This window comes from Streptomyces microflavus, from assembly GCF_014650075.1.
Classification (GTDB): domain Bacteria; phylum Actinomycetota; class Actinomycetes; order Streptomycetales; family Streptomycetaceae; genus Streptomyces; species Streptomyces microflavus.
In genome coordinates this window covers 1-13,770 of the sequence record NZ_BMUG01000020.1, presented here as the reverse complement: position 1 = coordinate 13,770, position 13,770 = coordinate 1, and the positions used below count along the sequence as shown (strand labels likewise).

The window sequence follows — 13,770 nt, the reverse complement described above, 5'->3', positions numbered from 1 at the left end:
GCCTCAGCGGACTCGAACGCACCTTCGCGGCCGTAACACTGCGTAACAAGCACGAAATGCGAGAACCAGCCGCCCACCCCGGCCCGAGGCCCCCGGGGAGCACCGGCACGCCCGACGCCACCCCCACCTCGCGTCAGCACCAAGATCACCCCAAGCCCCTTAGCAGAGCTGCGCGTTCTCAGCATGTGGTCATTCCGCACTCCGTGCCAAAGCCACACATCCACACCCAGGAACCTCAAGCCTTGCTCAACGGCATAACAAGAGCGTCACATCCGTCGCCGACCCGTCCCGGAGGCCCTCAGCTGCGCTTAGAGTCACCGCCAGTCACCGCGCCGCCGGGCACGTCTGCTGCACAGCCCCCTCGCACCACTCAGTACGGCCCGGCGACCGACACGGCACCTCAAGCAGAGGAGGCCGCGCCAGGGAAAGGACTTTTCGTGCGACACCGTTCTTTGCTCATACTCACTGCCGTGCTCACCACCGGAGCACTCACCCTCACCGCCTGTGGATCGCGTGACGACAGCGGCAACGACGGCAGCGGCGGCGACGGTGGCACCCAGACCGTCGTCATCGGCCTCGACGCCCCGCTCACCGGCGACCTGTCCGCCCTCGGCCTCGGCATCAAGAACTCCGCCGACCTCGCCGTCAAGCAGGCCAACTCCAAGAAGTACGTCGAAGGCATCACCTTCGAGATCCAGGCGCTCGACGACCAGGCCCAGCCGTCCTCCGGACAGCAGAACGCCAGCAAGTTCGTCGCCAACAAGAAGGTCCTCGGCACCGTCGGCCCGCTGAACTCGTCCGTCGGCGAGTCCATGCAGAAGGTCCTGGCCGACGCCAAGCTCGTCCAGGTCTCCCCGGCGAACACCTCGCCCTCCCTCACCCAGGGCCAGGACTGGAACGGCGGCACCAAGGCCCGCCCGTTCGCCTCCTACTTCCGCACCGCGACCACGGACGCCGTCCAGGGCCCCTTCGCGGCGCAGTACCTCTTCAACGACGCCAAGAAGAAGAACGTCTTCGTCATCGACGACAAGAAGACCTACGGCGCAGGCCTGGCCGGCACCTTCAAGGCCGAGTTCGAGAAGCTCGGTGGCAAGATCGCCGGCACCGAGCACATCGACCCCGAGACCAAGGACTTCTCCTCGGTCGCCACCAAGGTCAAGAGCTCCGGCGCCGACGTCGTCTACTACGGCGGCGAGTACCCCGCCGCAGGCCCGCTGAGCAAGCAGATCAAGAAGGCCGGCGCCAAGATCCCGCTCGTCGGCGGCGACGGCATCTACAGCGGCGAGTACATCAAGCTCTCCGGCGCGGAAGGCGTGGGCGACCTCGCCACCTCCGTCGGCGCGCCGATCGAGACCCTGCCGTCCGCCAAGGAGTTCGTCGCGAACTACGAGAAGGCCGGCTACAAGGAGCCCTTCGAGGCTTACGGCGGCTACTCCTACGACGCCGCCTGGTCGATCATCGAGGCCGTCAAGGCCGTCGTCGAGGCCAACGACGGCAAGCTCCCGAGCGACGCCCGCGCCAAGGTCGCCGAGGCCGTCGGCAAGGTCGACTTCGAAGGCGTGACCGGCAAGGTCTCCTTCGACGAGTTCGGTGACACCACCAACAAGCAGCTCACCGTCTACGAGTACAAGGACGGCAACTGGGCCGCGGTCAAGTCCGGCGAGCTCACCAGCTGACACCACCAGCCTGACCTACCACCGGCAGCGCGGGGGGCCGCACACCAGGCACCCCGCGCTGCTCTATACCCGGCGAAAGACACGGAGGACCCGCGGTGAACGAACTGCCGCAACAGCTGGTCAACGGCCTGCTACTCGGATCGATGTACGGGCTCGTCGCCATCGGCTACACGATGGTCTATGGCATTGTCCAGCTCATCAACTTCGCCCACGGCGAGATCTTCATGACCGGCGGCTTCGGGGCCCTCACGGTCTGGCTCATACTCCCCAGCGGCACCAGCGTGCTGCTCGCACTCCCCCTCATGCTCATAGGCGCGATCGTCGTCGCCACCACCATCGCGGTCGGAGCGGAACGATTCGCCTACCGGCCACTGCGCGGCGGACCACGACTCGCACCACTCATCACCGCCATCGGCCTCTCGCTCGCCCTCCAGCAAGCCGTATGGGCCTGGTACCCGGGCGCCAAGTCCGCCCGCACCTTCCCCGAAATCCCCGGCGGCCCCTTCGAGCTCGGCCCCGTCACCATCCAGACCGGTGACGTCTTCCTGCTCATCGCCGCCCCCCTGTCGATGGCCGTCCTCGGCTACTTCGTGGTCAAGACCCGCACCGGCCGCGGCATGCAGGCCACCGCGCAGGACCCGGACACCGCCAAGCTCATGGGCATCAACACCGACCGCATCATCGTGGTCGCGTTCGCCCTCGGCGCCACCTTCGCCGCCATCGGAGCCGTCGCCTACGGCCTCAAGTACGGCGAAGTCCAGTTCCGCATGGGCTTCCTCCTCGGCCTCAAGGCCTTCACCGCAGCCGTCCTCGGCGGCATCGGCAACATCTACGGCGCCATGATCGGCGGCCTCACCCTCGGCGTCGCCGAGACCATGGCAGCCGCCTACGTCGCCGAAATACCCGGCCTCGAACAGCTCGGCGGCCAGTCCTGGGCCAACGCCTGGGCGTTCGTACTCCTCATCCTCGTGCTCCTCTTCCGGCCCCAGGGCATCATGGGCGAGCGCGTCGCGGACAGGGCGTGACCACGATGACCACTACACAGACCACCACGGTCACCGCACCCGCACCGGCCACCCCGGCCACCCGCGGCTCCCTCCTCCCGCCCCACATCGCACGGGCCACAGCCACCGCAGGCGGCGCACTCACCGTCGTCTCCGCCTTCCTCGCCTGGACCTGGACCTCCGCCTTCCCCGGCGACCTCACGGTCTACGGCTACCCCGGCGGCCTCCAGTGGCTCGTCCTCGTCAGCGGCGCACTCCTCACCCTCTTCGGCCTCTCCTCCTACGGGATCAAGGGCCTGAACTGGCTCACCCCGCAGGGCGCCGACCCCGCGATCCGGCTCGCCGCCTACGCGGCCTTCGCCACCGCCTGGTTCACCATCGGCGCCATCAGCACCAAGCTCGGCGGCGCGGTCAACCTCGAACCCGGCGCCTACGTCGCCCTGGCCGCCACCCTCATCGGCTGGCTCGGCGCCCGCTCCCTGCCCTACGAGCGGCCCGAAACCAGCCCGGCCGACCCCGACGACAGCGCCTTCGACCAGTTCAAGCACAACCTCAGCAACCGCTGGTCCGTCTACAAGGGCACCCTCGCCACCACCCCCGCCCCGCCCGCGAAGACCCTCCCCTCGTACATCGAGATCCTGATCGTCGCGGTCGTCCTCGCACTCGGCCTCGCCGTCTTCACCTACGGCATCACCACCGAGTACGACCAGCTGTTCATCGGCTTCCTCATCACCGCTGGCTTCGGCTTCGCGGCGATCCAGAAAGCCGGCCTCATCCAGCGGGTCTCCACCCTCACCGCACGCCACCGCAACGTGACCCTCGTCGGCGCCTTCGTAGCCGCCGCGGCCTTCCCGTTCACCCAGTCCGACGACCAGTACGCGACCATCGGCGTCAACATCCTCATCTTCGCCACCGTCGCCCTCGGTCTGAACATCGTCGTCGGCCTCGCCGGCCTCCTCGACCTCGGATACGTCGCCTTCCTCGGCGTCGGCGCCTACGCCGCCGCCCTGGTCTCCGGCTCCCCGACCTCCCCGCTCGGCATCCAGCTGCCGTTCTGGCAGGCCATCCTGGTCGGCGCCACCGCATCCATGGTCTTCGGCGTCCTCATCGGCGCCCCCACCCTGCGACTGCGCGGCGACTACCTCGCCATCGTGACCCTCGGCTTCGGAGAGATCTTCCGCATCGCCGTCCTCAACCTCGACGGCACCTCAGGACCCGACGTCACCAACGGCTCCAACGGCATCTCCTCGATCCCGAACCTCACCATGTTCGGCTTCGACTTCGGCGCCACCCACACCATCGCCGGGTTCACCATCGGCCGCTTCGCGAACTACTTCTTCCTGATGCTGCTGGTCACCCTCGTCGTGGTCGTGGTCTTCCGCCGCAGCGCGGAATCCCGCATCGGCCGCGCCTGGGTCGCCATCCGCGAGGACGAGACAGCCGCCGAAGCCATGGGCATCAACGGCTTCCGCACCAAGCTCATCGCCTTCGCCCTCGGCGCCACCCTCGCCGGCCTCGCCGGAGCCGTACAGGCACACGTCACCTACACCGTGACCCCCGAGCAGTACCAGTTCGCCCACGCCGTCCCTCCCAACTCGGCCTTCCTCCTGGCAGCGGTCGTCCTCGGCGGCATGGGAACGATCAGCGGCCCGCTCGTCGGCGGCGCACTGCTCTTCCTCATCCCGGCCAAGCTCCAGTTCATGAGCGACTACCAGCTCTTCGCCTTCGGCCTCGCACTGGTCCTGCTCATGCGCTTCCGCCCCGAGGGCCTCATCGCCAACCGCCGCCGACAGCTCGAATTCCACGAGAAGGACGAAGCGCCCGCCACTCTCACCAAGGCAGGGGCCTGACGATGACCACCGACACCACCACCGCCGAGGCAGCAGCCGTGAGCGCACCCGGCGAGACCGTCCTCGACGCCCGCGGCGTCACGATGCGGTTCGGCGGCCTCACCGCCGTCCGGTCCGTCGACCTCACCGTCAACTCCGGCGAGATCGTCGGCCTCATCGGCCCCAACGGCGCAGGCAAGACCACCTTCTTCAACTGCCTCACCGGCCTCTACATCCCCACCGAGGGCGAAGTCCGCTACAAGGGCAACGTCCTCCCCGCCAAATCCTTCAAGATCACGGCGACCGGCATCGCCCGCACCTTCCAGAACATCCGGCTCTTCTCCAACATGACCGTCCTGGAGAACGTCCTCGTCGGACGCCACACCCGCACCAAGGAAGGCCTCTGGTCCGCCCTCCTCCGCGGCCCCGGCTTCCACCGCGCCGAGGCCGAATCCAAGGCCCGGGCCATGGAACTGCTGGAGTTCGTCGGCCTCGACCACAAGGCCGAACACCTCTCCCGCAACCTCCCCTACGGCGAACAGCGCAAGCTGGAGATCGCCCGCGCGCTCGCCAGCGAGCCCGGCCTCCTCCTGCTCGACGAACCCACCGCAGGCATGAACCCGCAGGAGACCCGCGCGGCCGAAGAACTCATCTTCGCCATCCGCGACAAGGGCATCGCCGTCCTCGTCATCGAGCACGACATGCGCTTCATCTTCAACCTCTGCGACCGCGTCGCCTGCCTCGTCCAGGGCGAGAAACTGGTCGAAGGCACCGCCGCCGAGGTCCAGGGCGACGACCGCGTCGTCGCCGCCTACCTCGGCGAGCCCTTCGAAGGCGACCCGGGCGCGGCGGAGGTCGCCGAGGTCGAAGCCGCCGAAGCCGCAGCAGCGGCGGAGACCACCGAGGCCACCACCCCGGAGGCCACCGCCCCCGCGGCAGAGGCCACCACCGAGGACGCCCCGGCCGCCCCCGGCGAGAGCACCAGCAAGGAGAACGACCGATGACCGCACTTCTCGAAGTCGAGGACCTGCGCGTCGCCTACGGCAAGATCGAGGCCGTCAAGGGAATCTCGTTCAAGGTCGAAGAAGGCGAAGTCGTCACCCTCATCGGCACCAACGGCGCCGGCAAGACAACGACGCTGCGCACCCTCTCCGGACTGATCAAGCCGCTCACCGGCCAGATCAAGTTCAACGGCAAGTCCCTCCGCAAGGTCCCGGCCCACCAGGTCGTCTCCCTCGGACTCGCCCACTCCCCCGAGGGCCGCCACATCTTCCCCCGCATGTCCATCGAGGACAACCTGCGCCTCGGCGCGTTCCTCCGCAAGGACAGCGACGGGATCAACAAGGACATCCAGCGCGCCTACGACCTCTTCCCCATCCTCGGGGAACGCCGGAAGCAGGCCTCCGGAACCCTCTCCGGCGGCGAGCAGCAGATGCTCGCCATGGGCAGGGCCCTGATGTCCCAGCCGAAGCTGCTCATGCTCGACGAGCCCTCCATGGGCCTCTCCCCGATCATGATGCAGAAGATCATGGCGACCATCACCGAACTGCGCGCGCAGGGCACCACCATCCTGCTCGTCGAGCAGAACGCCCAGGCGGCGCTCTCGCTCGCCAACCACGCGCACGTGATGGAGGTCGGCAACATCGTCCTCTCCGGCACCGGCCAGGACCTGCTGCACGACGACTCGGTCCGCAAGGCGTACCTGGGCGAGGACTGAGGTCCTTCCCCTCCCCGTACGCGAAGAGGCCCGCACCCGGTTCTTGTTCCGGGTGCGGGCCTCTTTATTTACGCGTACGTAAGCGGTACGGGGCTACTCGGCCGTCTTCTTCTTCTCCTCGGCGTCCTCGATCAGCGCCTCCGCCAGCTGCTGCATCGACATCCGCCGGTCCATCGACGTCTTCTGGATCCACCGGAACGCGGCCGGCTCGGAGAGCCCGTAATCCGTCTGCAGGATGCTCTTGGCCCGGTCCACCAGCTTGCGGGTCTCCAGCCGCTGGGAGAGGTCCGCGATCTCGCTCTCCAGCGCCTTCAGCTCCGCGAACCGGGAGACGGCCATCTCGATGGCCGGCACCACGTCGCTCTTGCTGAACGGCTTCACGAGGTACGCCATCGCCCCGGCGTCCCGGGCCCGCTCGACCAGGTCGCGCTGCGAGAAGGCGGTGAGCATGAGGACGGGCGCGATGGACTCCTCGGCGATCTTCTCGGCGGCGGAGATCCCGTCGAGGACCGGCATCTTCACGTCCAGGATGACCAGGTCCGGCTTGTGCTCCCGGGCCAGCTCGACGGCCTGCTGCCCGTCGCCCGCCTCACCGACGACGGAGTAGCCCTCCTCCTCCAGCATCTCCTTGAGGTCGAGGCGGATGAGGGCCTCGTCCTCGGCGATGACGACACGGGTCGTCAGCGGCGGGACGTGCGACTTGTCGTCGTCGACGGCGTCTACGGGCTGGGGCGACTCGGGGGTGGTCACGGGGCTCCTTGATTCAGGGCAGGCACTGCTACATGAGCCTACCTAGCTCCTGTATGTTTGAGTCACAGCGGGTCTAAACTAACCTTTGATGCTAAGCCAGCCCTGGTAGTCCAGCGGTAGAGACACGGTGCTCAAACCACCGACAGCGTGGGTTCGAATCCCACCCAGGGCACTTTCCCTTCATTTCCAAGGTTCACCAACGGTTGGCGATCTTCACTCCCACCGGTGAAAACGGCGCCATGCAGGCCCTCAACCGCCAGATCGCGTCCAAGGTCGTCAATATGTACGACGTTGACACCCGCACACGCGTCATCGCACTTGTCGCACAGGGACGCAGCCTCAATTCCGTGAGCAAGCAGACCGGCATATCGCGCGCCGCGATCCGCTCCTGGCAGACCCGCCTCGAACCGCTCGACACGAACCGGGGCAAACCATGCCCGAGGTGTACCGAAGAGCCCACGGCGATCGAAAACCCGTCCTCGTACGCCTACTTACTGGGGCTCTACCTCGGAGACGGCTGTATCAGCGCGGCGAAGCGAGGCGTGTACTCGATGCGCATCGCGTGCGCCGACGCTTGGCCGGGCCTCATCGACGCCTGTGCCGAAGCCATCCAGATCGCGCGGCCGCACAACAAGGTCTGCCGGGTGGCCAGTGTGGGCTGCCAGTACGTCACTTCCTTCAGCAAGCACTGGCCCTGCCTCTTCCCCCAACACGGCCCCGGCAAGAAGCACAACCGCCGGATCGCCCTCGAACCCTGGCAGCAGCAGATCGTGGCCGCCCACCCCTGGGAATTCATCCGCGGGCTCATCCACTCCGACGGCTGCCGCATCACCAACTGGGCCACGCGCATGGTTCGCGGCGAACGCAAGCGTTACGAGTACCCCCGGTACTTCTTCAGCAACAAGTCGGACGACATCCGCAGGCTCTTCAGCGACACCCTCACCGCCGTAGGCGTGGAGTGGACCACCCTCGCGCGCGGCAGCGATCCGTTCAACATCTCCGTAGCCCGACGGGCATCCGTCGCCCTCATGGATGCGCACGTCGGGCCTAAATACTGAGCCGCCCTACTTCGGGCTGTCGTCCTCGCCGATGTGGTGGACGCGGACCAGGTTGGTGGAGCCGGCCACGCCGGGCGGGGAGCCGGCGGTGATCACCACGATGTCGCCCTTCGCGCAGCGGCCGATGCGCAGGAGCTCCTCGTCGACCTGGGCGACCATCGCGTCCGTGGAGTCGACGTGCGGGCCGAGGAAGGTCTCGACGCCCCAGGTGAGGTTGAGCTGGGCGCGGGTCGCTTCGTCGGGGGTGAAGGCGAGGAGCGGGATGGGTGAGCGGTAGCGGGAGAGGCGCTTGACCGTGTCGCCGCTCTGGGTGAAGGCGACGAGGAACTTCGCGCCGAGGAAGTCGCCCATCTCGGCGGCGGCCCTCGCGACGGCGCCGCCCTGGGTGCGGGGCTTGTTGCGGTCGGTGAGGGGCGGGAGGCCCTTGGCGAGGATGTCTTCCTCGGCCGCTTCGACGATGCGGGACATGGTGCGCACGGTCTCGATGGGGTACTTGCCGACGCTGGTCTCGCCGGAGAGCATCACCGCGTCGGTGCCGTCGATGATCGCGTTGGCGACGTCGGAGGCTTCGGCGCGGGTGGGGCGGGAGTTGTCGATCATCGAGTCGAGCATCTGGGTGGCGACGATGACCGGCTTGGCGTTGCGCTTGGCGAGTTTGATGGCGCGCTTCTGGACGATCGGGACCTGTTCCAGGGGCATTTCGACGCCGAGGTCGCCGCGGGCGACCATGATGCCGTCGAAGGCGGCGACGATGTCGTCGATGTTCTCGACGGCCTGGGGTTTCTCGACCTTGGCGATGACGGGGAGGCGGCGGCCTTCCTCGTCCATGATGCGGTGGACGTCGTCGATGTCGCGTCCGGTGCGGACGAAGGAGAGGGCGATGAGGTCGGCGCCGGTGCGCAGGGCCCAGCGGAGGTCGTCGATGTCCTTCTCGGAGAGGGCGGGGACGGAGACGGCGACGCCGGGGAGGTTGAGGCCCTTGTTGTCGGAGACCATGCCGCCTTCGATGACGGTGGTGTGGACGCGGGGGCCGTCGACGTCGGTGACTTCGAGGGTGACGCGGCCGTCGTCGACGAGGATGCGTTCGCCGGTGGTGACGTCGGCGGCGAGGCCGTCGTAGGTGGTGCCGCAGATGTCGCCGTTGCCTTCGTTTTCGAGGGGTTCGACGGTGATGGTGAAGGTGTCGCCGCGTTCAAGGAGTACGGGGCCTTCGCGGAAGCGTCCGAGGCGGATCTTCGGGCCTTGAAGGTCGGCGAGGATGCCGACGCTGCGGCCGGTCTCTTCGGAGGCTTTGCGGACGTGGTGGTATCGCTGCTCGTGTTCGGCGTAGGAGCCGTGGCTGAGGTTGAAGCGGGCGATGTCCATTCCCGCTTCGACCAGGGCCTTGATCTGGTCGTATGTGTCGGTTGCCGGTCCCAGGGTACAAACGATTTTCGCTCGGCGCATGGTTCGAGCCTAAACCTTACCTACGGGTAGGTATTTGGCTCCTCATGACACCTCAACAACCTTTGGGTGAAGGGTTATTGACAAGTGTTGAATTGTGCAGCGGTCCGCTCTGATGAGCGTTTATCCGAGGGCCGGCGGGATGAGGGTGAAGGAGGCTTCGACCTGGGCGTCGATGTTCTGGCGTACGGGTTCGAGGTTGATGGGGGCTGCGTCGGCGGCGTCGGCTCCGCCCGCCGCTGCCGCGTAGGGCATGGACTCGGCGAAGGCGGCGCGGGCGAGGGGGCTGTGGTGGGTGCCGGTGTCGCTGAGTTCGAGGAGGGCGCCGAGGCGGGTGTCGAGGGCTTCGGCGTATTCGCGGGCGCGTTGGAGGGCTTCGCGGACGGCTTGGCTGCGTGCGGTGGCGTGGTGGGGGGAGGTGGGGCGCAGGGACCACCAGGGGCCGTCGATGCGGGTGAGTTCCTGGTCGGCGAGGCGGGTGATGAGTTCGCCGAGGGTGGTGAAGTCGTTGATGGTGACGGTGAGTTGGATGTGGCCGTGGTAGGCGCGGATGCGTTCGGCGCGGCCGTGGCGGGTGAGTTCGGGGTTGATGGTGAGGGTGCCGGTTTCGAGTTTTTCGATGGTGTCGCCGTAGCTCTTGATGAGGTCGAGGGTGGTGGTGTTGCGGCGGGTGAGGTCGTCGAGGGTGGTGCGGCGGTCGGTGGAGCGGGCGGTGACGGTGACGGTGATGTGGGCGGTTTCGGGGTCGACTTCGAGGTGGGCCTGGCCGCGGACGGTGACGTGGGGGGAGTCGGGGGTGCCGTAGGGGTGGTGGGTGGTGGGGGTGGACGCGGGCTGGGGTGTGGGGGTTTCGGTCATGCGTTCACTGTGGCACGGGGGTGGGTGTGGAGGAGGTGTGTCGGGGGGTCATCGGATCGAAACCTGTGTGGGGTGTTGCGTGGAACGGGGGGCGGGTCAGAATCTACGCGCGTTGCCCGTACTGAACGAGGAGTGAGTGAGCGATGTCGTTGAACCCCTTGGACCGCAGGACGTTTCTGGGCCGTTCGGCTGCCGCCGGTGCGGGGGTGGCGTTGGCGGGCGGTGCGGTCGTGGGGGCGGCGGGTACGGCCGAGGCGCACGGCCGCGGGCATGGGCATGGGCACGGTCATGGGCGCCCCGGTAAGCGGTACTCGTTCACCGTGATGGGCACGACCGATCTGCACGGGAACGTCTTCAACTGGGACTACTTCACCGACAAGGAGTACGACGACGCGGCCCACAACGACGTCGGTCTGGCGAAGATCTCGACGCTGGTGGATCAGGTGCGCCGGGAGAAGGGGCGCCGGAACACGTTGTTGATCGACGCGGGTGACACGATCCAGGGCACGCAGTTGTCGTACTACTACGCGAAGGTCGATCCGATCACCGCTCGGCGTGGTCCGGTGCATCCGATGGCGCAGGCGATGAACGCGATCGGGTATGACGCGGCAGCGCTGGGGAATCACGAGTTCAATTACGGGATTCCGGTGCTGCGGAAGTTCGAGGAGCAGTGTGATTTCCCGCTGCTGGGGGCGAATGCGCTGGATGCGAGGACGTTGCGGCCGGCGTTCGCCCCGTACGTCATCAAGCGGTTGCGGACGCCGTTCGGTCGTGATGTGCGGGTTGCGGTTCTGGGGTTGACTAATCCGGGGATCGCGATCTGGGACAAGGCGAATGTGGGCGGGAAGATGGTGTTCCCGGGGTTGGAGGAGCAGGCGGCGAAGTGGGTGCCGAAGCTGCGTTCGATGGGTGCTGATGTGGTGATCGTGTCGGCGCATTCGGGTTCGTCGGGGACGTCGTCGTACGGGGATCAGTTGCCGTACGTCGAGAATGCGGCGGGTCTGGTGGCGGAGCAGGTGCCGGGGATCGACGCGATTCTGGTGGGGCACGCGCATGTGGAGATCGCCGAGCACTTTGTCACGAACAAGGTGACGGGTAAGCGGGTGGTTCTTTCGGAGCCGGCGAAGTGGGGGCAGCGGCTGACGTTGTTCGATTTCGATCTGGTGTGGGAGAAGGGGCGCTGGGCGGTCGAGAAGGCGGGTTCGCAGGTGCTGAATTCGAATGCGGTGGCGGAGGACCGGAAGGTGGTGTCGCTGCTGCGGGACGAGCACCGGAAGGTGGTGGCGTACGTCAATCAGGTGATCGGTACGTCGGTGGTGGCGATGTCGACGGCGGATGCGCCGTGGAAGGACGAGCCGATCATCGATCTGATCAACCAGGTGCAGGCGGAGACGGTGGCGGCGGCGCTGGCGGGTGGGGAGTACGCGGCGCTGCCGGTGCTGTCGCAGGCGTCGTGCTTCTCGCGTACGGCGGGGCTCCCGGCCGGTGATGTGACGATCCGGGATGCGGCGGGGCTGTATCCGTTCGAGAACACGCTGGAGGCGCGGCTGCTGACGGGGGCGCAGTTGAAGGATTATTTGGAGTATTCGGCGCGGTATTACGTGCGGACGGCTGCGGGTGGTCCGGTGGATACGGCGAAGCTGACGAATGCGGACGGTATTCCGGATTACAACTACGACGCGGTGTCGGGGGTGACGTACGACATCGATATCGCGCAGCCGGTGGGGTCGCGGATCGTGGGGCTTTCGTTCGAGGGGAAGCCGGTGGATCCGGCGGCGCGGTTCGTGTTCGCGGTGAATAATTACCGGGCGAGTGGTGGGGGTAATTTCCCGCATGTGCCGGGTGCGAAGCAGTTGTGGGCGAATTCGGACGAGATCCGGAACACGATCATCGGGTGGGTGCAGGCGAAGGGGTCGGTGGATCCGGCGGCGTTCGCTTCGGTGGGGTGGCGGCTGACGCGTGAGGGGTCGCCGGTGTTCCCGTAACTCTGTGGGGTGTGCTGTTCGTTCGGCCCGGGTCTCCGTCCGGTGGAGTCCCGGGCCGTTCTGTGTCCGCCGTCCGCCGTGCGTCGGCTAGACGGACTGACTCAGGGGGATGAGGGCGGGGGCCTGGGCGGGGACCCGTGGGGAGTTCGGGGTGAGGCCGAAGGTGGTGAAGGCGGTGCGTTCGGGGAGGGGGTAGGGGGTGGTGCCGGTGAGGTTGTTGAGGATGGTGGCGCTGCGCCAGGCGGCGAGGCCTAGGTCGGGGGCGCCGACTCCGTGGGTGTGGCGTTCGGCGTTCTGTACGTAGACGTGGCCGGTGACGTTGCGGTCGAGGACGAGGCGGTACTGGTCGTCGATGCGGGGGCGGTGGGAGGCGTCGCGGCGGAGGTAGGGGTCGAGGCCGCCGAGGAGGGCGTCGAGGGGGCGTTCGCGGTAGCCGGTGGCGAGGATGACGGCGTCGGTGGTGAGGCGGGAGCGGGAGCCTTGCTGGGTGTGTTCGAGGTGGAGTTCGACGCGGGTGTTGGCGACGCGGCCCGCGGTGCGGACGTGGACGCCGGGGGTGAGGGTGGTGTCGGGCCAGCCGCCGTGGAGGGTGCGGCGGTAGAGCTCGTCGTGGATGGCGGCGATGGTGTCGGCGTCGATGCCTTTGTGGAGCTGCCATTGGCGGGGGACGAGTTCGTCGCGGGCGGATTCGGGGAGGGCGTGGAAGTAGCGGCTGTAGTCGGGGGTGAAGTGCTCCAGGCCGAGCTTGGAATATTCCATGGGGGCGAAGGCCTGGGTGCGGGCGAGCCAGTGGATCTTTTCGGCGCCTTCGGGGCGGGCGCGCAGGAGGTCGAGGAAGATTTCGGCGCCGGACTGTCCTGAGCCGATGACGGTGATGTGGTCGGCGGCGAGGAGGCGTTCGCGGTGGCGGAGGTAGTCGGCGGAGTGGAGTACGGGGACGTTGGGGGCTTCGGCGAGGGGGCGCAGGGGTTCGGGGACGAAGGGTTCGGTGCCGATGCCGAGGGCGATGTGGCGGGCGTAGGCGCGGCCGAGGGCTTCGGCTTCGCCGTCGCGGTCGAGTTGGGTGAAGTCGACTTCGAAGAGGGCGCGTTCGGTGTTCCAGCGGACGGCGTCGACCTGGTGGCCGAAGTGGAGTCCGGGGAGTTGTTCGCTGACCCAGCGGCAGTAGGCGTCGTATTCGGCTCGTTGGATGTGGAAGCGCTCGGCGAAGTAGAAGGGGAAGAGGCGGTCGCGGGTGCGGAGGTAGTTGAGGAAGCTCCAGGGGCTGGAGGGGTCGGCGAGGGTGACGAGGTCGGCGAGGAAGGGGACTTGGAGGCTGGCGCCGTCGAGGAGGAGACCGGGGTGCCAGTGGAAGGCGGGGCGTTGTTCGTAGAAGGTCGCGGCGAGGGGGCGGGGGTCGTCGGGGGCGGCGGGGATGTTGTGGGCGAGGGCGGCGAGGGAGAGGTTGAAG

General features: G+C 67.5%; 11 protein-coding genes and 1 tRNA gene. 8 read left to right on the top strand and 4 right to left on the bottom strand.

The window, feature by feature from the left end; genetic code table 11:
• The first annotated feature begins 437 nt into the window (after positions 1 to 437).
• The 5 genes from IE264_RS36515 (at position 438) to IE264_RS36495 (ending at position 6,226) form a co-directional block, all read left to right on the top strand.
• On the top strand, positions 438 to 1,676 hold the full coding sequence (locus IE264_RS36515; protein WP_015607895.1) for a branched-chain amino acid ABC transporter substrate-binding protein: 1,239 nt from the start codon (positions 438 to 440) through the stop codon (positions 1,674 to 1,676).
• 95 nt (positions 1,677 to 1,771) lie between these two features.
• Positions 1,772 to 2,701, top strand: coding sequence for a branched-chain amino acid ABC transporter permease (locus IE264_RS36510; RefSeq protein ID WP_015607896.1), 930 nt, complete (start codon positions 1,772 to 1,774; stop codon positions 2,699 to 2,701).
• Entirely contained in the window at positions 2,698 to 4,530 is a 1,833-nt protein-coding gene (locus tag IE264_RS36505; RefSeq protein ID WP_015607897.1) for a branched-chain amino acid ABC transporter permease, read from the top strand. The genes IE264_RS36510 and IE264_RS36505 overlap by 4 nt, the downstream gene beginning before the upstream one ends.
• A 2-nt stretch (positions 4,531 to 4,532) precedes the next feature.
• Positions 4,533 to 5,513 (top strand): ABC transporter ATP-binding protein, encoded by a 981-nt coding sequence (locus tag IE264_RS36500; RefSeq protein WP_032756584.1) that lies wholly within the window; start codon positions 4,533 to 4,535, stop codon positions 5,511 to 5,513.
• Entirely contained in the window at positions 5,510 to 6,226 is a 717-nt protein-coding gene (locus IE264_RS36495) for an ABC transporter ATP-binding protein (protein WP_015607899.1), read from the top strand. The genes IE264_RS36500 and IE264_RS36495 overlap by 4 nt, the downstream gene beginning before the upstream one ends.
• A 93-nt stretch (positions 6,227 to 6,319) precedes the next feature.
• Here the strand turns inward: IE264_RS36495 and IE264_RS36490 are convergent, their stop codons facing one another.
• Positions 6,320 to 6,976 carry an ANTAR domain-containing response regulator gene (locus tag IE264_RS36490; protein WP_032756582.1) on the bottom strand — a complete coding sequence of 219 codons (657 nt, stop codon included), beginning with the start codon at positions 6,974 to 6,976 and terminating at the stop codon, positions 6,320 to 6,322.
• 99 nt (positions 6,977 to 7,075) lie between these two features.
• Between IE264_RS36490 and IE264_RS36485 the strand changes: the two genes are divergently transcribed.
• Positions 7,076 to 7,148: transfer RNA gene (locus tag IE264_RS36485), tRNA-Leu, on the top strand.
• A gap of 109 nt (positions 7,149 to 7,257) precedes the next feature.
• Positions 7,258 to 8,034 carry a helix-turn-helix domain-containing protein gene (locus IE264_RS36480; protein ID WP_032756743.1) on the top strand — a complete coding sequence of 259 codons (777 nt, stop codon included), beginning with the start codon at positions 7,258 to 7,260 and terminating at the stop codon, positions 8,032 to 8,034.
• Between the two features lie 6 nt (positions 8,035 to 8,040).
• Here IE264_RS36480 and pyk read toward each other — a convergent pair whose 3' ends face one another.
• Both pyk and IE264_RS36470 read right to left on the bottom strand, forming a co-directional pair.
• Positions 8,041 to 9,480, bottom strand: a complete 1,440-nt coding sequence (gene pyk / locus IE264_RS36475) for a pyruvate kinase (protein WP_015607901.1) — start codon at positions 9,478 to 9,480, stop codon at positions 8,041 to 8,043.
• Between the two features lie 120 nt (positions 9,481 to 9,600).
• Positions 9,601 to 10,335 carry an SIMPL domain-containing protein gene (locus tag IE264_RS36470; protein ID WP_190167886.1) on the bottom strand — a complete coding sequence of 245 codons (735 nt, stop codon included), beginning with the start codon at positions 10,333 to 10,335 and terminating at the stop codon, positions 9,601 to 9,603.
• Between the two features lie 143 nt (positions 10,336 to 10,478).
• Between IE264_RS36470 and IE264_RS36465 the strand changes: the two genes are divergently transcribed.
• Positions 10,479 to 12,320 carry a bifunctional metallophosphatase/5'-nucleotidase gene (locus IE264_RS36465; RefSeq protein WP_190167885.1) on the top strand — a complete coding sequence of 614 codons (1,842 nt, stop codon included), beginning with the start codon at positions 10,479 to 10,481 and terminating at the stop codon, positions 12,318 to 12,320.
• 87 nt (positions 12,321 to 12,407) lie between these two features.
• Here IE264_RS36465 and IE264_RS36460 read toward each other — a convergent pair.
• A partial coding sequence (locus IE264_RS36460; RefSeq protein WP_190167884.1) for a lysine N(6)-hydroxylase/L-ornithine N(5)-oxygenase family protein occupies positions 12,408 to 13,770 on the bottom strand: 1,363 nt, incomplete at its 5' end.